Origin of the sequence: Streptomyces sp. NBC_01515 (assembly GCF_045040345.1) — a bacterium.
Lineage (GTDB): Bacteria > Actinomycetota > Actinomycetes > Streptomycetales > Streptomycetaceae > Streptomyces.
In genome coordinates this window covers 9,722,867-9,744,135 of sequence record NZ_CP109416.1, presented here as the reverse complement: position 1 = coordinate 9,744,135, position 21,269 = coordinate 9,722,867, and the positions used below count along the sequence as shown (strand labels likewise).

The 21,269-nt window shown below is 69.8% G+C and carries 17 protein-coding genes; 8 read left to right on the top strand and 9 right to left on the bottom strand.

From position 1 onward, the window contains the following. Positions 1–9: 9 nt before the first annotated feature. On the bottom strand, positions 10–1,500 hold the full coding sequence (locus OG407_RS43090) for an ABC transporter substrate-binding protein (RefSeq protein WP_405865946.1): 1,491 nt from the start codon (positions 1,498–1,500) through the stop codon (positions 10–12). A gap of 237 nt (positions 1,501–1,737) precedes the next feature. Here OG407_RS43090 and OG407_RS43085 point away from each other — a divergent pair, with 237 nt between their 5' ends. Together OG407_RS43085 and OG407_RS43080 are read left to right on the top strand one after the other, a co-directional pair. Continuing rightward, positions 1,738–2,820 (top strand): LacI family DNA-binding transcriptional regulator, encoded by a 1,083-nt coding sequence (locus OG407_RS43085; protein WP_405865944.1) that lies wholly within the window; start codon positions 1,738–1,740, stop codon positions 2,818–2,820. Continuing rightward, positions 2,817–4,778, top strand: coding sequence for a DUF2264 domain-containing protein (locus tag OG407_RS43080; protein WP_405865942.1), 1,962 nt, complete (start codon positions 2,817–2,819; stop codon positions 4,776–4,778). Before OG407_RS43085 ends, OG407_RS43080 begins: the two co-directional genes overlap by 4 nt. Positions 4,779–4,832: 54 nt before the next feature. Here the strand turns inward: OG407_RS43080 and OG407_RS43075 are convergent, their stop codons facing one another. Both OG407_RS43075 and OG407_RS43070 read right to left on the bottom strand, forming a co-directional pair. Continuing rightward, on the bottom strand, positions 4,833–5,807 hold the full coding sequence (locus OG407_RS43075) for a glycoside hydrolase family 6 protein (RefSeq protein WP_405865940.1): 975 nt from the start codon (positions 5,805–5,807) through the stop codon (positions 4,833–4,835). A gap of 114 nt (positions 5,808–5,921) precedes the next feature. Beyond that, complete coding sequence (locus OG407_RS43070; RefSeq protein WP_405865938.1) at positions 5,922–8,198, bottom strand: glycoside hydrolase family 9 protein; 2,277 nt, start codon at positions 8,196–8,198, stop codon at positions 5,922–5,924. Positions 8,199–8,551: 353 nt separating this feature from the next. Here OG407_RS43070 and OG407_RS43065 point away from each other — a divergent pair, with 353 nt between their 5' ends. Both OG407_RS43065 and OG407_RS43060 read left to right on the top strand, forming a co-directional pair. Beyond that, on the top strand, positions 8,552–9,895 hold the full coding sequence (locus OG407_RS43065; RefSeq protein WP_405865936.1) for a GH1 family beta-glucosidase: 1,344 nt from the start codon (positions 8,552–8,554) through the stop codon (positions 9,893–9,895). Positions 9,896–9,976: 81 nt separating this feature from the next. Next, complete coding sequence (locus OG407_RS43060) at positions 9,977–10,978, top strand: LacI family DNA-binding transcriptional regulator (RefSeq protein ID WP_405865934.1); 1,002 nt, start codon at positions 9,977–9,979, stop codon at positions 10,976–10,978. Here OG407_RS43060 and OG407_RS43055 read toward each other — a convergent pair. Continuing rightward, positions 10,962–11,138 carry a hypothetical protein gene (locus tag OG407_RS43055; protein WP_405865932.1) on the bottom strand — a complete coding sequence of 59 codons (177 nt, stop codon included), beginning with the start codon at positions 11,136–11,138 and terminating at the stop codon, positions 10,962–10,964. The genes OG407_RS43060 and OG407_RS43055 overlap by 17 nt on opposite strands. A gap of 16 nt (positions 11,139–11,154) precedes the next feature. On the opposite strand from OG407_RS43055, the gene OG407_RS43050 reads away from it, so the two are divergent. Next, on the top strand, positions 11,155–11,505 hold the full coding sequence (locus OG407_RS43050; protein ID WP_405865930.1) for a hypothetical protein: 351 nt from the start codon (positions 11,155–11,157) through the stop codon (positions 11,503–11,505). A gap of 147 nt (positions 11,506–11,652) precedes the next feature. Here OG407_RS43050 and OG407_RS43045 read toward each other — a convergent pair whose 3' ends face one another. Further along, the gene (locus OG407_RS43045; RefSeq protein ID WP_405865928.1) at positions 11,653–13,818 is read right to left on the bottom strand and encodes an ArnT family glycosyltransferase; all 2,166 of its coding nucleotides are present in this window, start codon (positions 13,816–13,818) and stop codon (positions 11,653–11,655) included. Between the two features lie 88 nt (positions 13,819–13,906). Next, positions 13,907–14,749, bottom strand: coding sequence for a transcriptional regulator (locus OG407_RS43040; RefSeq protein ID WP_405868904.1), 843 nt, complete (start codon positions 14,747–14,749; stop codon positions 13,907–13,909). Between the two features lie 818 nt (positions 14,750–15,567). Between OG407_RS43040 and OG407_RS43035 the strand changes: the two genes are divergently transcribed. Together OG407_RS43035 and OG407_RS43030 are read left to right on the top strand one after the other, a co-directional pair. Next, the gene (locus tag OG407_RS43035) at positions 15,568–15,969 is read left to right on the top strand and encodes a cold-shock protein (RefSeq protein WP_405865926.1); all 402 of its coding nucleotides are present in this window, start codon (positions 15,568–15,570) and stop codon (positions 15,967–15,969) included. Positions 15,970–15,978: 9 nt separating this feature from the next. Next, the gene (locus OG407_RS43030; RefSeq protein ID WP_405865924.1) at positions 15,979–17,121 is read left to right on the top strand and encodes a prephenate dehydrogenase; all 1,143 of its coding nucleotides are present in this window, start codon (positions 15,979–15,981) and stop codon (positions 17,119–17,121) included. Positions 17,122–17,283: 162 nt separating this feature from the next. Here OG407_RS43030 and dpgC read toward each other — a convergent pair whose 3' ends face one another. From dpgC to dpgA, 3 genes are read right to left on the bottom strand one after another with little or no spacing between them, the layout of a single operon-like run. Beyond that, on the bottom strand, positions 17,284–18,615 hold the full coding sequence (dpgC, locus tag OG407_RS43025; protein ID WP_405868902.1) for a (3,5-dihydroxyphenyl)acetyl-CoA 1,2-dioxygenase DpgC: 1,332 nt from the start codon (positions 18,613–18,615) through the stop codon (positions 17,284–17,286). A gap of 17 nt (positions 18,616–18,632) precedes the next feature. After that, on the bottom strand, positions 18,633–19,325 hold the full coding sequence (dpgB, locus tag OG407_RS43020) for an enoyl-CoA-hydratase DpgB (RefSeq protein ID WP_405865922.1): 693 nt from the start codon (positions 19,323–19,325) through the stop codon (positions 18,633–18,635). 11 nt (positions 19,326–19,336) lie between these two features. Next, on the bottom strand, positions 19,337–20,494 hold the full coding sequence (gene dpgA / locus OG407_RS43015) for a 3,5-dihydroxyphenylacetyl-CoA synthase DpgA (RefSeq protein WP_405868900.1): 1,158 nt from the start codon (positions 20,492–20,494) through the stop codon (positions 19,337–19,339). Between the two features lie 202 nt (positions 20,495–20,696). Between dpgA and OG407_RS43010 the strand changes: the two genes are divergently transcribed. Then, a complete protein-coding gene (locus OG407_RS43010) occupies positions 20,697–21,239 on the top strand; it encodes a GNAT family N-acetyltransferase (protein WP_405865920.1) in 543 nt (180 codons plus the stop codon). The last annotated feature ends 30 nt before the right edge of the window (positions 21,240–21,269 follow it).

The window sequence follows — 21,269 nt, the reverse complement described above, 5'->3', positions numbered from 1 at the left end:
GGTGTCGGCTCACGCCTTCTTCTTCGTGGTGTACGGCTTGGTGGGGTCCCAGTCCGCGAAGACGTAGTCGGACGTGCTGACCTTCTTGCCCTGCTTGGCCACGGCGGTGACCGCGTCGGACAGGAGCTGGAACTTCTTGTCGGCCAGGCTGCTCAACGCGCCCTGTACGTCCTTGATCTGGCCCGTGTAGACGCCGGTGACCACGTCGCTGATGTCCGGCTTGGGGACGCCGGGCGCGACACCGGCCAGCTCGGGGTTGCGCACGAGGGGTACCGGGCCGCGCAGTACCTGCTCGGTCATGCCGATGAAGGCGGCGAAGGGCTTGGAGTCGATGCCGTCCGGGTTGTTGTCCGCGGGGTGGGCCGAGACGCCGTTGAGGTCCTCGACCCAGCGGCGTCCGGCGGCGGGGGAGGTCAGCGCGTCGAGCCACTGGAACCCCTCGTGCGCCTTCTTGCTCTTGGCGGAGACCGCGGCGAAGGTGCCGTTGCCGACCGGGTCGGCGTAGTAGAAGCCCTTCGGTGTCGCGGTCGGCGAGGGCAGGGTGACCAGGCTGTAGTCGGTGAACTTGTGCTGGGTCCACTCGGGTTGGTTCCACACGCCGCCGACGGTCATGCCGAACTTGCCGCGCTCGAAGAACGCGCGGGCCGCTTCGTCGGACAGGCTCACGGAGTTGGGGTGGAAGAAACCGCGCTTCTTCCACTCGACGAACAGCTCCAGGAAGTCGGCGTAGGCCCGGTCGGTGCCGAACGTCCACTTGCCGACGCGGTAGTCCATGCCGGTGCCGGGCACGGTGGGGGCGCCGCCGGGTGCGCCGGCGCCGCGGACGAACAGGTCCAGCCACCAGGCGAGGACGCCGATGCCGTCGGCGTTGCCGAAGCCGAAGCCGTACGACTTTCCGCCGCTCTTCTTGGTGATCGTCTGGGCGGCGCTGGTGACCTCGTCCCAGGTGCGGGGGATCTTGACGCTGCCGTCGGGGTTCGTCAGGCCGGCGGACTTGAAGACGCCGTGGTGGATGTAGAGCTGGAGTTGCGGGCCGGAGCCCTTCAGCGGGGCCGAATAGACCTTGCCGTCGAAGACGTTGGCGCCTTCCAGGAAGGTGCCCTCGGGGAAGCGTGACTGCCATGCCGGGGTCGCCCACTCGTCGAGCGGGTGCAGCCAGCCCTTGGCGACCTGCTCGGCGACGCTGGGGACCTGCGGGATCATGAAGACGTCCGGCGGGTTGCCGCTGCGGTTGGCGAGCGCGACCAAGTCCGGGTACTTGGCGTTCTGTTGGGTGGTCTTCTTGACGCTGACGCCGCTGTGGCCCTTCTCGAAGAGCTCGATCTCCCTGTCGACCCAGGGGGCCTGGGTGACGTACCAGTCCCAGTAGGTGAGCGCGTCCGCCGCCGAGGAGGGGGAGCCGGAGCCGCACGCGCTCAGGCCGCCGCCCAGGGCGAGGGTGCCGGCGCCGAGTGCGGCGGTGCGCAGGAGGCCGCGTCTGGAGACGTTCGACGAAGTCATCTGGTGTTCCTCCGAGGCGGAGAAGAGGGATGCCGAGCAGCATGTAACGTTCACTGAACCGGTTTCAGTAACCGGGACGTTAAGGGGAGGTCTCACGGCCGTCAAGAGGTTCGGCAATCCGCGATAAGTTCCGACAGGTAGCTGCACCCGGGCCGTAGAGAATCCCTCGCCAGTTGTGTAACTTTTTCATCGGTGTTACTTACATCGGCTGTTCACCGGGGCGAGGAGAAGCAGAGCATGGCTCAAGGTCGGGGTTCCGCAGGCCGGGCGACGATCCGTGACGTGGCATCGCGCGCGGGCGTGTCCGTCGCCACCGTCTCGCGGATTCTCAGCGGGGCGTACACCGCTCCCCCGGCGACGCACGAGCGGGTCATGCAGGCGGTGCACGACCTCGACTACGTGGTCAACGCCAACGCCCGCTCCCTGAACACGACTTCGGGGCTGATCGCGATGGTGGTCAACGACATCACCTCGCCGTTCTTCATGAACGTCGCCTCCGGGGTGGAGGAACAGGCGGTCGCCGACGGCCGGGTCTGCCTGGTCTGTTCCACGCAGGGCGTCCCGGAGCGGGAGTTGTCGGTGATCGACCTGATGCGCCAGCGCGGCGCGGAGGCGGTCATCCTGGTCGGCGGCATGGCCGAGACCGAGGAGCATCTCGCCCAACTGACGTCCGCAGCCGAAAGGTTGGAGCGGGCGGGCTCCCGTCTGGTGCTCTGCGCCCGGCCGTGGAAGGGCGGCGCGAAGGCGCCGGTGGACGTGGTGGAGTGCGACATGGAGAGCGGTGCCTTCGCCGCCACCAGCCATCTGCTCTCCGCCGGCCACACCCGGGTGGCCCACCTGGCGGGCCCGCACGAGTTCAGCGTGGCGGGCCAGCGCCTCGAAGGGTACGAACGGGCGCTGCGCGCACACGGCGTCAAGCCCGACCCGGCGCTCGTCGCCGAGAGCGACATGACCCGCGAGTCCGGCTACGAGGCGGCCTGCCGCCTCCTCACCGACACCGACGCCACCGCGATCTTCTGCGCGAGCGACATGAGCGCGGCCGGTGCCATCGCCGCCGCCCGCGACCTGGGCCGCTCGGTCCCGGACGACCTCTCCGTGGTCGGCTTCGACGACATCCCGCTCGCCGAGGACCTCTATCCCCGGCTGACCACGGTGCACGTCCCGCAGCAGGAGCTCGGCCGCTCCGCGACCCGCCTCGCCCTGCACCGCCGCCCCATGGATCCCCCGAGCCGCCGTGTGGTGCTCGGCTCGCATGTCGTCGTACGCCAGTCGGTGGCGCCCCCGGCCCGCCTCAACACCGCTGGAAAGGTGGACAGTTGATACCGGAGGACCGTCTCCTCTCCCCGCACACCGGCTGGACGCGCACCCACTGGGAGGCGCTGGCCGACGCCCAGCTGACCGCCGTCCGCCCGTACGCCACCGACCGGCACGCCCTGCTCCGTCTCCCGGGCCCCGCCAGTCGCAACGGCCGGCACAGTGACGGTCTCGAAGGCTTCGCCCGCACCTTCCTCCTCGCGGGCTTCCGCCTGGCCCACTCCGGCGACAACGACCCGTACGGCCACGCCAGTTGGTACGCCGAGGGCCTGACCGCGGGGACGGACCCGCATTCCCCGGACCGCTGGCCGAGCATGCGCGGGTGCGGGCAGGCCAAGGTGGAGTGCGCGTCGGTGGCGATCGCGCTGCACGAGACCCGGCCCTGGATCTGGGACCGGCTGGACGACGGCGTACGGCAGCGGATCGTCGCCTGGATGACGGACCTGCTCGGCAGCGCGGTGCCCGACAACAACTGGGTCTGGTTCAGGGCGATCACGTCGGCGTTCCTGCGCTCGGTCGGCGCCCCGTGGAGCGCGCCCGACATCGACCACGCGGTCGCGCGCACGGAGGCCTGGTACGCGGGCGAGGGCTGGTATTCGGACGGAGGCGGCACCGGCGGCCCGTTGCGCCACTTCGACCACTACTCGGGCTGGGCCATGCACTATTACCCGCTCTGGTACTGCCGCATCTCCGGCGCCGACGCGGACCCCGCCCTCCTCCCCCGCTACCGGGCCCGGCTGCACCGCTACTTGGACGACGCCCAGCACCTGGTGGCGGCCGACGGCGCCCCGCTGTTCCAGGGCCGCTCCCTCACCTACCGCTACGCGACGCTCTGCCCGCTGTGGGCGGGCGCCGTCTTCGACGCCACTCCCCTGCCGGCGGGCCGCACCCGCCGCCTCGCGAGCGGAGTCCTACGGCATTTCACCGAGGCCGGCTGCTTCGACCGGCTCGGGCTCCAACCACTGGGCTGGCACGGGGAGTTCACGGCCATCAGGCAGCCGTACTCGGGGCCCGGCTCGCCGTACTGGTCGAGCAAGGGCTTCGCCGGGCTGGTGCTGTCGGCGGACCACCCGGTGTGGACGGAGAAGGAGGAGGCGCTGCCGATCGAAACCCGGGACGTGCGGCGGACGTTGACCGCCCCGGGGTGGCTCGTCTCCGGCACGGCGGCGGACGGTGTCGTACGCGTCGTCAACCACGGCAGCGACCACGCCTTCGGTGACGGCACCGCCCCCGAGGCGGACGATCCGGTCTACAGCCGCCTCGCCTATGCCTCCCACGCCGCCCCCGACAGCACGGAGTTGAGCCTGAACAACCCGATCGACTCGCACATCGCGCTCCTCGACGCCGACGAACGCCCTTCCCACCGACGCCCGTTGACCCGCCTGCACCTGGATGTGCGCACGGCCGTCTCCCGCCATCACGCGCACTGGCCGGTCGGCCCGGTGCCCGCCCCGTACGCCCACGATCCCGCGCCCGAGTTCCGTACAGGTCCGTGGATCACGGCGGCGTCCGTGCTGAACGGGTCGCTGGAGGTGCGGCTCGCTCGGGTCGACGGGACGGTGCAGGAACCGCTGCGGCTGCGGCTCGGCGGCTACTGCCTGGCCGACGTCGAACCGCCGGGCATGCACCTGGAGTCACAGCCGGCCGCCTGGGCACGCCGCCCAACCGGCCTGTCCAGCACGGTGGTCGGACTGCGCGGATTCGACGAGGCGGGCATCGCCACCGCGCGCGACGCCAACGCCTTCGGGCCGCACTCGGCGACACCCTGGCTCGCCACGACGGCGGAGGTCCAACTGGGCACGGTCTACGCCGCGTTGGTCTGTCTCTCCGGGGTGGTCGCGGGTCCGGGTGCCGCCGAAGCCGTACGCCTTGAGGTCTGCTACGACGCTGACGGCACCGCCCTCGCCTCCGTCACCTGGCCCGATGGGACGTCGGACAACGTCCGCCTGGAGCAGCCGAGTTGATGAACGGGACAGTGTGGGACGCGGGCTGTCAGGGGCCCGCGCCCCACACCGCGGTCACGTGCCGTCGATGAGCCTGACAGCGAGATCGGGACTGAACTGCCCGGCGGGCACGGTCGGTGCGACGCCGCACTGCCCGTCGGAGTTGCCCGGTGTCTTGACCCACAGGAGCAGGTCCTCGGCACCGCCCACGCGGGGGGTGACGCCGAGTTTGCGTCCGGCGGGGTTGCACCATTCGCCGTTGGAGCCGTTGCCGTTGCGGCTGGTGTCGACGGCGAAGTGGGAGGTGCCGCCGAGCGCGGAGTTGATCGCGTTGCCGTAGGTCTCCGAGGACGGGGTGGTGTAGAAGTTCGAGACGTTCAGGGAGAAGCCGCGGATGTTGGCCACGCCGGCCGACCTCAGGCGGCTCGCCATGGTCGCCGGGTCGACCCAGTTGGTGTGTCCGGCGTCGAGGTAGGCCCAGGTGTTGGGTGCCTTCTGCTGGAACATCTGGGTGGCGTAGGAGAGCATCGCGAGGCGGTCGCTGATCTGTGCGCTGGTCAGGCAGTTGAAGTCCGACAGGGCGTCCGGCTCGATGACGACGACGGCGGGGTGGGTGCCGACGGCTGCCGCGAAGGTGGAGATCCAGGTGCGGTAGGCGGCCACGCTGCCCGCGCCGCCGGACGACTCACCGCCGCACGCGTCCCGGCCCGGGATGTTGTACGCGACCAGGACCGGCAGTTTGTCGTGGCTGTCGGCGGCGCCGACGTAGCCGGACACGGCCGGTCCGATCCCCGCGCTCTCGTTGGCGAACCAGCGGGCGATCGGCTGGGAGGCGATGGCCGACTGGATGCGGGCGGCGCGGGAGTCGGAGGGGTTGTCGCGCACCCAGACGGCCGGGCCGGAGTCGGGGTTGGAGTAGAACCCGCTCGTCAGGGAGACGGGGCTGGCTGCTGCCGCCGAACCGGCCGCGAGGAGCGGCAGGGGCGCAACGAGCAGACAGACCAGGGAAGTTCGGAGCGAGACGGTTTTGAGCAGGGCTTTCCAGCGCATGGTACGTCCCTATCTCTTGGGGCGGGGCTGCCGCGGGCCCCTCGGCTCGGCTCCGGCCGCGCTCGTCCAAGCGCGGCCGGAGCCACGGCGGTTGGTGCGTTCAGGCCGCGGCGCTCAGCGCGCGGAGTCGGCGGCGAAGGTCGCCACCCAGGCGAGTGCGGAGTTCCAGTTGATGGCGATCTCGTTGGTCGAGTACGAGTAGATGTCGTCGATGTAGCAGGTGGCGGGGGCGCAGCCGACCAGGTTCTGTTGCGCGACCGGGTCCTGGAGGGCCGAGTCGGGGCCGCCGGCCAGTGAACCGGCGGGCGGGTTCGGCAGGTTGGCGTCGATCTGGTGGGCCCAGATGCGGTTGTGCTGGTTGTGGCTGGCCTGCGTGCCGTAGCCGGTGACGAACGACTGGTTCAGGGCGTTGCGGCCGAGGAGGTAGTCCAGCGACTCCAGGACGGCGCTGCGGTAGCTGTCCCGGTGGGTGAGGTCGTAGCCGGTCGCGATGACCATGGCGTTGTTCGCGGTGACGCTGTTGGAGCCCCAGACGTAGGCGCCGTCGGTGGGCAGGTTGGGGTTCGGGTAGCCCTGTGACCGCTCGTCGCGTACGAAACCGTCGGCGACGGCAAGGACCCGCTTGCGGGCGGCGGCGACCATGCGGGCGGGGAAGCGGCTCGGCAGCCGGACGACGGTGAGGTCGGCCAGCGCGCCGGTGTCCCGCCAGGAGAACCCGGCCGGGGTGATCTCCGTGTCGATGCGGGACAGGTAGGCGCGGTCGTGCGTGGTGGCGTACAACTCCGTTGCGGCCCAGGAGAATTCGTCGGTCACGTCCGTGTCGGCGTACGCTCCGCCGCCGACGCTGTCGCTGCTCGGGGCGTACACGTCGGGGTGGGCCAGCGCGGCCTTCCACGCGGTCTCGGCGGCGGTCAGGCATGTGTGCGCGAAGGCGGCGTCGTAGCGGGCCCAGACCCGGGCGCACTGGGCGCCCGCGGCGGCCAGGTTGAGGGTCGCGGCCGTGGACGGGGCGTGCAGGTAACGGGGTTGGGAGTCCTGGTCGGGCCGGGTGGGCAGGGCGGTCCAGGCCAGGTCGTGGACCTTGTGGTGGACCATGCCGGCCAGCGGTTCGCCCGCCGGGACCTGCATGCTCAACAGGAACTCCGTCTCCCAGCGGGACTCGTCGAGGACGTCCGGGACACCGTTGTGGTTCTCGGGGATGCTCAGCAGTCCGTCGCGCAGCCCGGCGGTGTCGCCCTCGGCCCGGGAGCGTTCGTAGGAGTCCATCAACTGCCAGTCCGCGAGCGCTCCGTTGACGACGTACTTGCCCTGGTCGCCCGCGTCGTACCAACCACCCTGGACGTCAAGGGAGTAGTCGCACGTGCCGGGCAGGCAGGGCACGTTGGTGTCGCCCTTGTTGGGGGCCACGCCGACGTGTCCGGCGGGCCGGGCGTAGGCGTCACCGGCGTACTGCGCCTCGATGGGCGTACCGCTGCGGACGTCGTAGAAGTAGCCCAACGCGTCCTTGCGCAGGGAGGTGTAGGGGTTCTCCGCGATGGCGAACGGGTAGCTGGTCGCGTCGCCGACGACGAGCGTGTATCCCGTACCGGCCTTGCGCACCGAGCTGAAGTCGGCGATGTGCACATGGTCGCCGGATGCGGCGTCCGTGCCCTGGACGTCGGTGCGGCCCGACTTCACGACCTCACCCGAGGCGTCGAGCAGGCGCCACCGCACGGGCTTCGTCGAGGAGTTGACGATCGACGCCTTCTTGGGTCCGTGGACCGCGTAGCCGGACTGGTTCGTCCGCACCGGGGAGCCGAAGTCGCGTCCGCCGCCGGGTGCTGTCGCGCCGCCGGTGAGGGAGACGTCGTCGAGGCAGAGGGTGAACGGCTGGGCGGCGCCGCCCTGTTGGAAGGAGAGCTGGGCGTGCAGGTTGGCGGCGGTGGAGTTGCCGGTGAACTGGAAGGTCTTCGGTGTGGTGGTGACGGCGGCCGTTTTGTTGAGGGTGGTCGTGAACGGGGCGGCGGGCAGCTGCAGTACGGCGTGGATCGACACGTCCCGGGTGGCGGAGGCCGTGAAGCGCAGCGTGTAGGGCTGGCCGGCCTCCAGCGGGATGTCGTTCTGGCCGATCATCGAGTCCCAGACGTTGACGGTCCCGCCGGGGACATCGGCGCAGAGGCGACCCGAGGTGACGGTGGACGGCGTGTTGCCGCTGCTCCACCAGGAGGTCTTGCCGTTGTCGAACGTGCCGTTGAGCACCCGTTCGTAGGGCGCGTCGGCGGCGTGCGCGGGCGTCACAGAGAGCACGGGGGTCGCGGCCAGGGTGGCGACGGTCAGGGCGGACGCGAGGAGGACCGCGCCCCATCTGGTCCTGCGGAATTCGGTCCTGCGGAATCTGGTGCTACGGAACATACCGGGCCCTTCTCGGTGACAGGGTTCCCGGCTCGGTGCGGCGTCAGTGCCAGATGGTGGGTGGGGGCGGCGAGGCTGTCAAGACTTCACACACAGGAGTCTCCTCCACAGACGCTTCCACAGTCTTTCCACGTCCGGACCCTTCACAGACCGAACGTTCCGCTCTTAGTCTGCGACTGTTAGCGCTTCCAGTTTCTTACGGAGGCATCGCACAGGAACCGGCCGGGCTGTGGCGTCAACCCAGTTCCATCCCAGGTCAGCAGCGATATTCACATCGAGGACGAGAGCACTCCGATTGTCACCGCTCTCGGAAAATCCCGTAGACGGAGGTTCAAGTCAGTGAGGTCGAGTCAGTGAGCACGTTCGATCCCGGCTTCCTGTGGGGCGCCGCCACGTCGAGCTATCAGATCGAGGGCGCGGTCGCGGAGGACGGCCGGGGGCCCTCCATCTGGGACACCTTCGCGGCAACTCCGGGTGCCGTCCGGGGCGGTGACACCGGAGCCGTCGCGGCGGACCACTACCACCGCTTCCACGGGGACATTGCGCTGATGGGCCAACTCGGCCTGCGCGCCTACCGGTTCTCCCTCGCGTGGCCCCGGATCCAGCCGGCCGGCTCCGGCCCGGCGAACCAGCGCGGCCTCGACTTCTACCGCCGTCTCACGGACACCCTCCTGGACCACGGCATCCAGCCCTGGCCCACCCTCTACCACTGGGACCTGCCCCAGCCGCTGGAGGACGCCGGCGGCTGGCCGGTGCGGGACACGGCCGAGCGGTTCGCCGAGTACGCGGCCCTCGCGCACGAGGCGCTGGGCGACCGCGTCGCGCACTGGACCACCCTCAACGAGCCCTGGTGCTCGGCCTTCCTCGGCTACGCCACGGGCCGCCACGCACCCGGCCGCCGCGAACCGGACGCCGCCGTGCGCGCCGCCCATCACCTGCTGCTCGCCCACGGGTTGGCGGCCGAGGCGATACGGGAGGGCGACTCGCACATCGGCATCACGCTCAACCTCACCCATGTCACCCCGCTCAGCACCGAGCCCGCCGACCTGGACGCGGCCCGCCGTGTCGACGGCATGCAGAACCGCCTCTTCCTCGACCCGCTGCTGCGCGGCGCGTACCCCGACGACGTGCTCGGCGACCTCCGCGAGGTGACCGACACCGGCCACATCCGCGACGGCGACCTGAAGCGGATCGGCGCTCCGCTGGACCACCTGGGCATCAACTACTACGCGCCGATGCTGGTCGCGGGCAGCGCGACACCGGTCCAATCCGCCTATGTGGGCTCGCCGTTGGCCCGGGTCGCCGACGGCGGCCGGCCGAGGACGGCGATGGGCTGGGAGATCGACGAGCGCGGGCTCCTGGACCTCCTCCTGCGACTCAAGGCCGACTATCCGGCCGTACCCCTGTACATCACGGAGAACGGTGCCGCCTTCGACGACCTCGTGGAGGACGACGGTGTGCACGACGCGGACCGGATCGCCTATCTGGACGGCCATCTCCGCGCCTGCGCACGGGCGATCGAGCGCGGCGTTCCCCTCAAGGGCTACTTCGTCTGGTCGCTCCTCGACAACTTCGAGTGGTCCTTCGGGTACGGCCCCCGCTTCGGCATCGTGCACGTCGACTACGCGACCCAGCGCCGCACGCCGAAGGACAGCGCCCACTGGTACGCCGAGGTCATCCGGCGCGGCGGCCCGTGAGGCCGTCAGCGCCTACAGTGCTGCTACCACCCACCCCCGGTACCGCCCGCCGCCCCTCCGTACGAACTGGAGTCGCCCCCCATGACCACACGGCCGCCGACGCTCGACGAGGTGGCGCTGCGCGCCGGGGTGTCCGTCGGAACCGTCTCGCGTGTGATCAACAACCGTCGGCACGTCAGCCAGAAGGCGCGGCAGGCGGTGGAGAGTGCCGTGGCGGAGCTGGGCTATGTGCCGAACGTGGCGGCCCGTTCGCTCGCCTCGCAGCGGCGCGGCGCGGTGGTGCTGGCGATCTCCAGCGACGATCCGGCGCTGTTCGCCAACCTCTTCTTCGCCGAGGTCATCACCGGCGTGAACGCGGTCGTGGAGGAGACCGACCTCGAACTCCTGCTGATCCTGGCCGCGGGCGAGCGGGGCCGGGACCGGCTGACCCGCATCCTTCAGTCCCGGGGCGCGGACGGCGTCATGCTGCTGGCCCTGCGCGAGAACGACCCGCTGGCGAAGGTCGCCGAGGCGGGGAACGTCCCCGTCGTGCACGGTGGCCGCTCGCTCGAACGGCCACCGCGCTGGTACGTCGACGCCGACAACCGGGGTGGGGCCCGCGAGGCCGTGGAGTACCTGATCTCGACGGGCCGCCGCGCCATCGGCACCGTCACCGGACCGCTCGACATGCACGCCGGTGTCTCCCGCTACCTGGGCTTCCGCGAGGCGGTCGCGCTGGCCGGCCTGGCGGACCACCGGGTGGCGCACGCGGACTTCAGCGAGCTGGGCGGGGCCACGGCGACCGCCCGTCTCCTCGACGAACACCCGGACCTGGACGCGGTGTTCGTCGCCTCGGACGCCATGGCGGCGGGCGCCCTGCACGTCCTGCGCGAGCGCGGCCGGTCCGTACCCGGGGACGTCGCGGTCGTCGGCTTCAACGACATCCTCACCGCCCGGCACACCCAGCCCGCCCTGACGACGATCCGCCAGCCCATCGTGGCCCTCGGCAGCGAGATGACCCGGATGCTGGTGCGCGTACTGGCAGGCGAGGAGCCGACGCCGCTGATCCTGCCGACGGAGCTGGTGATCAGGGAATCCGCGTGACGCGGCGGCCGTGCCCGTCCGACAACGCCGGTTCCTGCATTGGCCGTTGCGCGCCGTCGCTGGTCAACCAGAGCCTGGGGGCCGACGCGTACGAGGTCGTGTAGTCGACGACGGGTCGACGGACGACCCCGCCGAACGCCTCGGACGGCTGGCCGGGCAAGCCGCGGAACGTGGGGGTGGACCGGTCCAAGGGGAAGCACGTCCAATTCGTCGACCACTGGTGGTACCCCGAAGGGGAGTTGACGCCGACCCTGGAACCCCTCGGCGGACACCACCACCGGGTCGTGGTCACCGGCGAGACGGTCATCGACCCGCTGCCCCTCACCGGTGACGTGCCGGTGAACCCCGGCGCCTATCAAGTCTGGGCCGGCGCCCAGCTGTTGGGCGTCGGCCGCCGCCCCCGGCCGGATCGGCACCACCCGCCGCGTCCTGCTCCGGACCACCGCCGACCACCGCCTCCGCCACGGCGCGACGGGCGGAGGGGTGGATGCTGGGGTAGCGGGGCGGAGGCGGGGGAACGATTCTGAAGCAGCCCCCGACCTACGCCTTCGAAAAGTCGGGACGTCAGGATGTGAACCTGCGCCCCAGACCTGCCATCTCGCGGAGAATCGCGGAGAATCGCAGAGAAGACGAGTAAAGCCGGTCGGCGCCGGTCGAGGACCTGGTGACACGGTTCAGGCGCACTCGTACAAGGTCAGCATCGGATCGTCGTCGGACGCGGTGACGCCGTAGGTCGCGGGGGCGACCGCAGTGCAGTCCGCATACACCCAGCTGTTGATCTTCAAGGTCTCGGAGGCGTCCTTCCCAAGGGCGGGGGGACTCTTGGGTCTCGGCGTGCCGGTTGCCGGGCGGGGGCCGCTCAGCAGGGCGAAGCGCAGACGGCCCTCCGCCACGAGGTGCTGGTACTCGGCGAGGGTGACCGAACTGGTCGTACCGGAGTAACCGCCCAGCGGGAGGACGGGCAGGCCCTTGGCGTAGATGTAGGGCGCCGCGGTGCTCCAGCTGTCGGCGGAGAGCGTGAACTCGGCGTCGCTGTTGTGCTTTTCGACGTAGGCGAGGAGTTTGCGCTGCCCGGCGGTCAGCGAGGTGGAGTCGGGACCGTCGGCGGCGTCGATCGCGACGGGAGGCCCCGCGTTCGCCTCGAAGGCCGATCCTGCGTACCGCTCGTCCAGTACCGAGAGCGACCACGTAGTCGGCGCGGCGAACATCGCGACGCATCCGGCCAGCAGTCCGGTGACCGCGATTCCTGCGCTTCCGACACGTAGGCGTCCGATCCGTATGCTCCTGGCCGCGCGGCCCAGGGCCACGACGGCGATGAGCGCGGCCGTACAGACGACCGGGACGAGCCAGGGCGCGAAGTCGGTGTAGCCGGACGCCAGATGAACGGTCCAGGCCGCCTCGGCGACGATGACGGCAGGCAGCGCCCAGAGACGCCGGCCGGTGCGTGCGGTGCGGTGGGCGCGCCAGAGTTCCACGGTTCCGGCGGCGGACAGGGCAGCGATCGCGGGGGCGAGGGTGGCGAGGTACGCGTTGTGGGCGAAGGAGAAGGAACTGAGCACGGCGGTCGTCGTGGCCAGCCAGACGCCCCACATCAGGTAACCGGCGCGGGCCTGGTCGGTGCGCGAGCCCTTGCGGTGCCGGACCAGCCCGGCGATGAGGCCGAACAGTGCGAGCGGATACAGCCAGCCGATCTGCGTCGTGTACGAGGCGTCGCGGAGCAGCTTGAGCCGGCCACTCGATCCGGTCGCGGGGGCCTCGGCCAGCCGCTTGGCATCACCGCCTCGCGAACTCGGGCCCTGGACTGCCGAGTTCGGGCCGTGCGATCCGCTCGCGGCGGCGGAGGAAGGAGGTGCTTGCCCCTGCCTGGAGCTCTGGCCGGCGCTCTCCTCACGCTGGTCGCTCCGACCGCCGCGCGGGGGCCCGCTCCCAGGCCCCCCTGACGTTCCATCATCCGCACCACTGATCAGGCCGGGATCGAAGCGGTTGAAGCCGTTGTAGCCGAAGACCATCGAGAAGGCACTGTTGCTGGTGGAGCCATCGGCGTACGGGCGTGCGTCCTGCGGAGTGAGGGTCATCAGGGCCACCCAGGACAGAGACACCGCGAGCATCACCGCGCCCGCCGCCAGCACGTGGCCCGTCCGTCGGCGCAGTGTGACCGGCGCGGCCACGAGGTAGCCGACGAGCAGCGCCGGGACGATGATCCAGGCCTCCATCATCTTGGCCTGGAAGCCCAGTCCGATCCACAGGCCGCTGGCCAGCAGCGGGCGCAGCCGGGCGGTAATGACGGCCTTCTGGTACTGGTCCACCGCAAGTGTCAGGCACATGACAGCCATACCGTCGAGCATCGCGTGCCCGAACATCGAGACGGCCACCGGTGTCAACGCGAGCGAACCGGCGGCCAGCAGGCCGGCCGCGGGCCCCTGCCAACGGCGGACCGTCCGGTACATCACCAGCACCGAGACGACGCCCTCGACACACTGCGGCAGAGTCAACGCCCAGGCATGGAAGCCGAAGACGCGGGCGGAGAGAGCCTGCGGCCACAGGAATCCACCGATCTTGTCCAGCGTGATCGTGGCCGACGGGTCCAGCGCCGTGAACAGGAAGGCCTTCCAGCTCACCGACATACTGCGGGCGGCGACCGAGTAGTAGCTCGCATAGCCGCTGCCGGTGATGTTCCAGGCGTACAGGAACGCGGCGAGAGCGGCGATGCCCAGCAATGCGGGCCGGGCCCATCGCGGCTGGTCGGCGGGTGACCGCCAGACATGCCGGCGGGGGCGCGATAATCGGTCGTCGGATTCGGTGACGGTGGACCTACCGGAATCGGTGATCGAGGCGGTCATGATCGCGGCCAGTGCCTTTCGACGGGGACCGAAGCCAGGCGCGCAAACGTTGTCATTGCGCGCCTGGCACCTACGCTCCTACACGAAGTCACGCCCTCGCGCGGGCATCACGAGAGATCACATCGTCCGTTCGACGACCTTCGATGCGTACGCGCTCGTCCAACAGCTTGGCGAAATTCGCCCAGATCTCGGCGTATTGCAGGGCGAGATCCACAACCAGGGCTCCGCAATGACTCGGTACGGCGGCCGTCAGGTCCGCCCACTCCCTCGTCGCAATCTCGTTCTGCTGCAGCAGGCGCAGAAGATGACGCCCCTCCTCCTTGTGCCGTAGGGAAGGATCTCTCAACAGCTTTTCCACCACGGAGGCGGTGTCCGCCGGAGCCTGGTTCGGGAAACGGTCCGACCGGGGCCTGGGTATGTGTGCCATCGCCTCGGGTCGCGCCTGTCCATCGGTGGTCTCGTGGCGCTCGGCGACCGGGGCCCGACCGGATTCGAGCCGTTTACGGACGTCGCTGACCGTCGCGGGCGAGATACCCGCGTACCGTGCCACCTCGCGCAGAGAGGCCTGCGGGCGCTCGGCTATCAGTTCGGCGGCCCGTCGCCTGCCTTCCACGCTGCTCAGAGGGCGCACCTTCCCGTCCCTGCCGACGCGCGCGTCGAGTTGGGGGACGATGCCGCTCGTACGGCGCCGGATCGCCGCGACAGCCTTGGCGCCGAGGCCGGCCGCGCGGGCGATCGCGCGGTCCGACATCTGCGGATGCGAGGCGATGATCCGAGCGGCGGCGGTGCGTCGATCGGCCAGCGACAGGGGAAGGCCGTGCGAGACGTTCGACGCGACGGAGCGCAGGAACGCGTCCTCGGGTGATCCGTCGAAGAACTCGACGTCTATGGTGTGCTGACCGCGCAACCGGGCGGCCAGCAATCGGTGCATTCCATCGACGACCCTCATGGTGTGTCGGTCGACAAGAATTGCAGGAATGGGCGAGTCGAGCTCTGCGAGTCGCGTTACGTGTTCTTCATCCTGCCCCTGAGAACGGGGAGAATCTGCGGGCCTGAGTGATTCGATCGGAACAGGGAATGAATTCCCCTTTCGTTCGACTGGATCCCATATCGAGCCGCTTTGTACGGCAGGGCTTTCGGAATTTGACTCCAGTACACGGACTGACTGAATCAATGTATTCACCCCGTTGCATTTCGGCTTGCCGTATGCCTGTCGCCCGCTACGGGCGCGTTCACCACCTTCGGCCTATCACTCCCCCAAGCGTCCGTCCCGTTCGCTCCCATTCAGAACCGGCCCACGCGGTCCACGGGTGCGGCCGAACGACACGCACCTCACACAGCCCGCCGCATCCCCACGGCCACAGTGCACCGGTCCTCTGACATCGTCCGGTTTCCACTGCGCGCTGTCGACCGCACGAGCGAAGAAAAAAAGTGTCGACCAAGCCTTGACTTATGCGACCTGAACCGTCCGACCGCGCATCGTCCGAGCATGGAGGCCGGACCGGCACAAGCGGGGAACGCGGCCGGTAACGGAACTCCTGATTCAATGGGCCGGAGCCCCTGAGATATTTAGCGGAATTTAACATTCCTTCCGCTTCTCCGGCCCTTCGCGTCCCGTGATGACCCGCCGGAACCGGCGCGGTGGATTCTCCGTATCGGCGAAGTTGCGCAGTCGCTCGATCGGCGCGGCTCTGACTACGATTCGCTCCAGGTTTTCGGGCAAGGGGCCCGGGTCCGCAGGGGGTTGGCATGGTCGCTGGTCGCGTGGTGCGCTTCGACAGCTCGCGAGGTTATGGATTCATTGCACCCGCTCACGGCGGGGAGGATGTCTTTCTGCACGTGAACGACTTGCTGTTTTCCGAGCCCTATCTACGTTCCGGCATGATGGTTGAATTCGAAATCGAAGACGGCGAGCGCGGCCTCAAGGCAACCGGCGTACGGCTCGTCCAGGACCCGGTCGAGGGTCCGCCGAGCCCCCGCGCGGCGGACGAGGACGACTCCCTGTGCGATGTGCTCGGCACCGAGGAGTTCGCCCGGGAGGTCACCGAGATCCTGCTGGCGGAGGCACCGTCACTGACCGGTGAGCAGATTCTGCAGATCCGTGGCGGGCTGACGCAGTTCGCCAAGAACCACGGCTGGACCGAGGGCTGACGCGACTCGATGAAGGCTGTCAGCGTCATCGGAACGGGTGCCATCGGCACCTCCGTCGCACTGGCCCTGACCCGTCGGGGCATCACAGTGCACCTGGAAGACGTGAGCGCGACCGCCGCCAGGACCGCCGAAGCCATGGGAGCGGGTTCGGTACGCGCGCCGGACGGGCGGGTGGATCTCGCCCTGATCGCCGTGCCTCCGGCACACACCGGCGCGGTGCTCGCGGACGCCCAACGCCGTGGCCTCGCCCGCGCCTACACCGATGTCGCCAGCGTGAAGGCGCAGCCGTACGCCGAGATCGAGTCGGCCGGTGCCGATCCGTCGACCTTCATCGGCGGCCACCCCCTCGCGTCCGCCGAACGCTCGGGACCGCTCGCCGGGCGCGCCGACCTTTTCGCGGCTCGGCCGTGGATCCTCACGCCGTCCGCGCGCACCGACCAGTCCGTGCTGAACCGGGCCCTGGAGCTCGTCTTCCTGTGCTCGGGTGTGCCGGTCATCATGGACGCCGCCGTCCACGACCGCACGATCGCCCTCACCTCGCACGCCCCCCATCTGATTTCCACCCTCATGGCGGCCCAGCTGGCACAGGCGCCGGAGGCCGACATCCGGGTGTCGGGTCAGGGGCTGCGGAACGTCACCAGCATCGCGGGCGGCGATCCCGCGCTGTGGCGGAACATCCACGAGGCGAACGCGGACGCGCTGGCGGACGTCCTCGACGCCTTCGCCACCGATCTGACCCTGGCCGTCGATGCGCTGCGCGCACTGGGCGGTTCGGACCCGGTGCTGCGCAAGCGGGCCGAGGCCGGCCTCGACGCGCTCCTTGAACACGGCAGTCGCGGGCGCGCCCGAGTGGCGGGCGGGTCGGGTACGCCATCGGCGGAGATCGCCCGGCTCTCCGTGACCGTGTCGGACCGACCCGGCACGCTGACAAGGCTGTTCACCGCCGTCGACACGTTCGGGGGCCGTATCGAGGACGTACGGCTGGAGCAGGCCCAGGAGCTGCCGTACGGAGAGGTCTCCCTGTTCGTACGGCGGACGTCCGCCGCCGAGCTGTCCCGGCTGCTGACCGCGGACGGGTGGGCCGTCACCCTCGTGCCCTCCGAGGCGTCCTCGCCGGAGAATGCCGCGCGTTCCGCTTCCCTCAGTTCCTGAGCCGCGCGGGTCGCTGAGAGTACGCCCGGTCGTCAGCCGCGGCCAGCCCGTCGGAGCACGTGCCGAAGCCCCGCGCGGGACCGTGGAAGCGTGAACTGCGGTTCCGCGCGGGGCCGTTGAAGCACTGGTTCGAATGTGCGGGTGTTCAACCGCAGCACTGCCTCAGTTGAACACCGCGGTCCTCTTCGCGGCGGTGAAGCCGCCGACCTTGTCGATGACGTCGGGGCTGTAGAGGCGGAGCGCCTGCTGGAGGGCGAACTCCGCCATGTAGCACCGGAAGTCGTCGACGGACTCCTCGGCGAGGTTCAGCATGTGCCGGTTGGCGAGGACGGCGGAACCGCGCAGTCGATCGAGGCTCCGTTCGACCGCGATGTCGAGTTCCTCGCCCTCGTGGACCTCGTCGAACACCAGCCGCGCCTCCGGTTCGGTCGCCCGCAGGCGTCGCCCGCCCAGGATCAACTGCCGGGCGAGGCGGGGGCCGACGGCCCTGATCAGCCGGAAGTCGGAGGCGCCGGGAATGATCCCCTCCTTCGCCGCCGGGAGACTGAAGAAGGCGTCCGACGCCGCCAGCACCTGGTCGAACACCAGGAGGATCTGCGCACCGCCACCGATGGCGAACGTGTCCACCGCGGCAACCCAGGGCTTCTCGACCGTGCGGGACCACCGGGTCGCGCCGTCCTCGACGAGGACCCCACGAAGGATCTTGTGGATGTAGCCCAGTTCACGCCGCAGCAGGAAGTCGACCAGCGAGATGCCGCCGCCGTGCAGGGACTTGAGGTTCACTCCCGCGCTGAAGACCCTTCGGCCCCGGTAGCGGGGGTGGATCATCTCGCCGCCACGCAGCAGACAGACCTCCACCGAGGGGTCCAGCAGGGCGAGGTCGACGGCGGTCTCCATGTCGTCGATCTGCCGCTCGTCCTCCGCGTTCAGACAGTCGGTGCGGCACATGGTCAGACGCGCCGCACCATCGGTCCGCTCCAACCGCACGGAGCCCAGGTCGGCCGTGCCGGTGGCGAGGAAGCCGGGCAGCAGCCCGAGGGCGCGCGAGGTGGGACGCAGCATGGCGTCGAGCAGGTGCCGGCCGGCCGACGGAGAGTTCAGGATCGCCCGGAAGAAGATTCCCTGGTCGATCTCGTCTCCTTCCTTTTCCGCCTGCGGCCGGCCCCGCTCGGTCGCCAGCCGCTCGGCGGTGGGCACCAGGCCGGGAAAGGCGGTGGCCGCACTCGACGCGAGTTGGTCCAGCCGCACGTAGTGGGTCCGGCCATCGGTGAGCTCGTCGTAGACGGCGTCCGCGTGCGCGTCCATGAACGCGGCGCGCAGGGTCCGGGCGGCGTCCGTCGCCGACGCCGCGGCGACACGTTGTCCGGGTGTCCTGAGGGCCGGATCGGGCAGCGCGGCGAGCAGGTCGTCGGTCCGCGCGCCGGCCTTGGCGAGCGCTTCGCGGGCCTGCGCCGGCTCGGCCCGTACGTCCCGGAGGTCGTTCCCGGCCTCCATCGCACCGTGGTCCGCGCTCACGAGCCCGCTCCGACAGTGGCGGCACGACGCAGCGCTCGGTCACAGGCCGCGAGGTGCACGCCCAGGGCCTCCTCGAAGGTGGTCGTGGGCGCGTCGAGCAACAGCTGTCGGCGGATGGCGAGTTCGGTGCCGGAGACGGCACCGGCGCGTTCCTCCGCGGTGGTCGCCGCGGCCACCGGGTCGTCCGCCAGTTCGTCGACGAGTTGCAGTGCCAGCGCGTCGGCCGCCTCGACCGGAGTGCCGAAGAGCACCGCCCGGCGGATGGCGGCGGCGCTCGCCCCGTACCGGGCGAGCCGGTAGAGGGCCATGCCGGGCCAGGTCGCGCCGTCCTCCACGGACACCACCAGGCGCGCCGAGCGCGTCGCGATGCGGTAGTCGGTGGTCAGCAGCGCGTCCAGAGCCGCTCCGCCGCAGTTGCCGTCGGCGACCGCGATGGTGGTCGCCGGCAACCGCTCCAGGCGGCGCAGCACCCGCTCCCACTTGTTCACCAACGGCACCGTCAACTCGCGCGCCCAGGACCCCTCGGGTACGCCGGAGACGTGGATGGTCGCGTTGCCGTGGCCGGCGAGGTCCTCGACGCGGTCGCAGAAGGCGCCGACGGCCGCGATCGTCTCGGTGGACAGGGGGCGCCGTCCGTCGACGCACAGGACGCGCTCCGAGGTGTCCGCCGTACCTGTGGTGCTGCTCATCCGCTTCTCCGTCACCACTGCACCAGGGCAGTCTCGATGGTCGAGCCAGGGCCCATGGTCATCAGTACGCCGTACTCCCCTGCCCGGGTCACCCGCTCGGTGAGGAGCCGTTCGTAGGAGAACAGGAAAGAGGAACTCGACAGGTTGCCGTAGTCGCGCAGGACGCCGGTGGTGTGCCGTACGTCGTGGCGGGTCAGGCCGAGGTTGACGCGTACGGCGTCGATGACCTTCTTGCCGCCCGAGTGCACCAGCCAGTGCGCGATGTCGCTGCGGCGCAGTCCCGCACCGTCCAGCAACCGGTCGACCACCTGCTCCGCGTTGGCGCCGACGACGTAGGGGACCTGGGGGTCCAGGTAGAAGCTGAACTTCCCCTGGTCGTCGTCCCAGTCGTAGCGCATCGCGTCGATCGCCTCGGTGATGAGGTGGCTGGCGAAGCCGAGGATGCGGGGACTGCCCGCTGCGGAGGGCGGGCCGCCGGGCGCCACGGAGGTGACGTACGCGGTGTCCGGGGTGTCGGCGATCAGGGCGATGGCGGCCGCGCCGTCGCCGAACAGGCTGTTCACGACGGCGGTGCGCAGCGTCGAGTCCATGACGTAAGCCGCCGAGCAGGCCTCGGTGCAGAGCATGACGGCGACCTTGCCGGGGTTGGCGACGGCCCAGCCGGCGGTGGCGTTGAGCGCGTTGAGTCCGGCGTTGCAGCCCATGCCCACGACGTCCACGCGGCTGGTCGCGGCGCTGATTCCCATGTCCCGGATGAGCAGGGCGCTGATACCGGGGGTGAGGAAGCCCGTAGTGGTCACGCAGCACAGGTAGTCGATGTCCGACAGCTCGATGCCGGAGTTCTCCAGACATGCCTTCACGGCCCTGGCCCCCATGTCGAGGGCGACTCGCTTGTGCTTGGCGAGGAGCGCGCCCTGGGCTTCCGGAACACGTGTGCCGTCGGCGGCCTCGGGCGGGATGGTGAGATGGCGCCGCTCGATGGCGCTGTTGAGGAAGACGGAGCGTACCTTGGGGTCCGTGATGCGGAAGAGGTCGAGCAGTTCCAGCTGACTGTACGAACGCTCCGTGGTCGCGGTGCCGACGCCCGCGATCCGGGCGGAGCCCGTCGTGGGTTTCGCCGCGAGATCCGGACGGTCCAGAACCGCGATGCCCGGAAGAATCGTTGTGATGGTCATCGGAAAGTCCACCCCCACATACGGGTTTTGCTGTGGATGAGATATTTCGCTGTGAACACCGCTGCTCCTTCCGGTGCGTTGAAGGGCCACCACTGGCAACTAGTAACTATGACCCGGCGGCAGGGAAATAGGAGAGTGTTCAACTGCGGAAATCCCGGACTGAACGCACACGTTGAAATCATGGGATCCTCTATCTGTGCTGATTGACACTGCGCGTCTTCGACTTCGACGTTTCCAGTCTGCCGACATACCGGCGTTCGCGGCCTATCGCTCGGACCCCGAGGTCGCCCGTTATCAGGAATGGGACTTTCCGCTGTCCCTCGAATCGGCGGGACGACTCGTGCGCAGATACGCCCGGAGCGATCCCGCCGGGCCCGGATGGTTCCAGTACGCGGTCGAGCTGAAGGCCGACGGATGCCTGCTGGGAGATGTCGCGGTGCACCGGGAGCCCGGCGGCGGTGAGGCCGAGATCGGATTCAGTCTCGCCCGTGACCGGCAGGGACACGGGTACGCGAGCGAGGCCGTACGTGCTGTGCTGCGGGACCTGTTCGGCGCCGGCCTGCGGACGGTGTCGGCGGAGTGCGACGTACGGAATCAACGGTCCGCGCGGCTGCTGAAGCGGATCGGTTTCGAGTTCGATTCGCAGCGGGCCGTCTTCGTACGGGGAAAACGGGAATGGACCGATCTCCAGATGTTCACCCTGTCCGCCGAGAAATGGGAAGTCCTCGACAAAGGCTGAACACCTGGAGATCGGTGATGACGGTCAGAA

Excerpts from the sequence above, each read along its gene's own strand:
- OG407_RS43090 (WP_405865946.1), bottom strand. The coding sequence starts at position 1,500 with ATGACTTCGTCGAACGTCTCCAGACGCGGCCTCCTGCGCACCGCCGCA.
- OG407_RS43085 (WP_405865944.1), top strand. The coding sequence starts at position 1,738 with ATGGCTCAAGGTCGGGGTTCCGCAGGCCGGGCGACGATCCGTGACGTG.
- OG407_RS43075 (WP_405865940.1), bottom strand. The coding sequence starts at position 5,807 with ATGCGCTGGAAAGCCCTGCTCAAAACCGTCTCGCTCCGAACTTCCCTG.
- OG407_RS43070 (WP_405865938.1), bottom strand. The coding sequence starts at position 8,198 with ATGTTCCGTAGCACCAGATTCCGCAGGACCGAATTCCGCAGGACCAGA.
- OG407_RS43060 (WP_405865934.1), top strand. The coding sequence starts at position 9,977 with ATGACCACACGGCCGCCGACGCTCGACGAGGTGGCGCTGCGCGCCGGG.
- OG407_RS43045 (WP_405865928.1), bottom strand. The coding sequence starts at position 13,818 with ATGACCGCCTCGATCACCGATTCCGGTAGGTCCACCGTCACCGAATCC.
- OG407_RS43040 (WP_405868904.1), bottom strand. The coding sequence starts at position 14,749 with ATGCACCGATTGCTGGCCGCCCGGTTGCGCGGTCAGCACACCATAGAC.
- OG407_RS43035 (WP_405865926.1), top strand. The coding sequence starts at position 15,568 with ATGGTCGCTGGTCGCGTGGTGCGCTTCGACAGCTCGCGAGGTTATGGA.
- OG407_RS43030 (WP_405865924.1), top strand. The coding sequence starts at position 15,979 with ATGAAGGCTGTCAGCGTCATCGGAACGGGTGCCATCGGCACCTCCGTC.
- dpgC (WP_405868902.1), bottom strand. The coding sequence starts at position 18,615 with ATGGAGGCCGGGAACGACCTCCGGGACGTACGGGCCGAGCCGGCGCAG.
- dpgB (WP_405865922.1), bottom strand. The coding sequence starts at position 19,325 with ATGAGCAGCACCACAGGTACGGCGGACACCTCGGAGCGCGTCCTGTGC.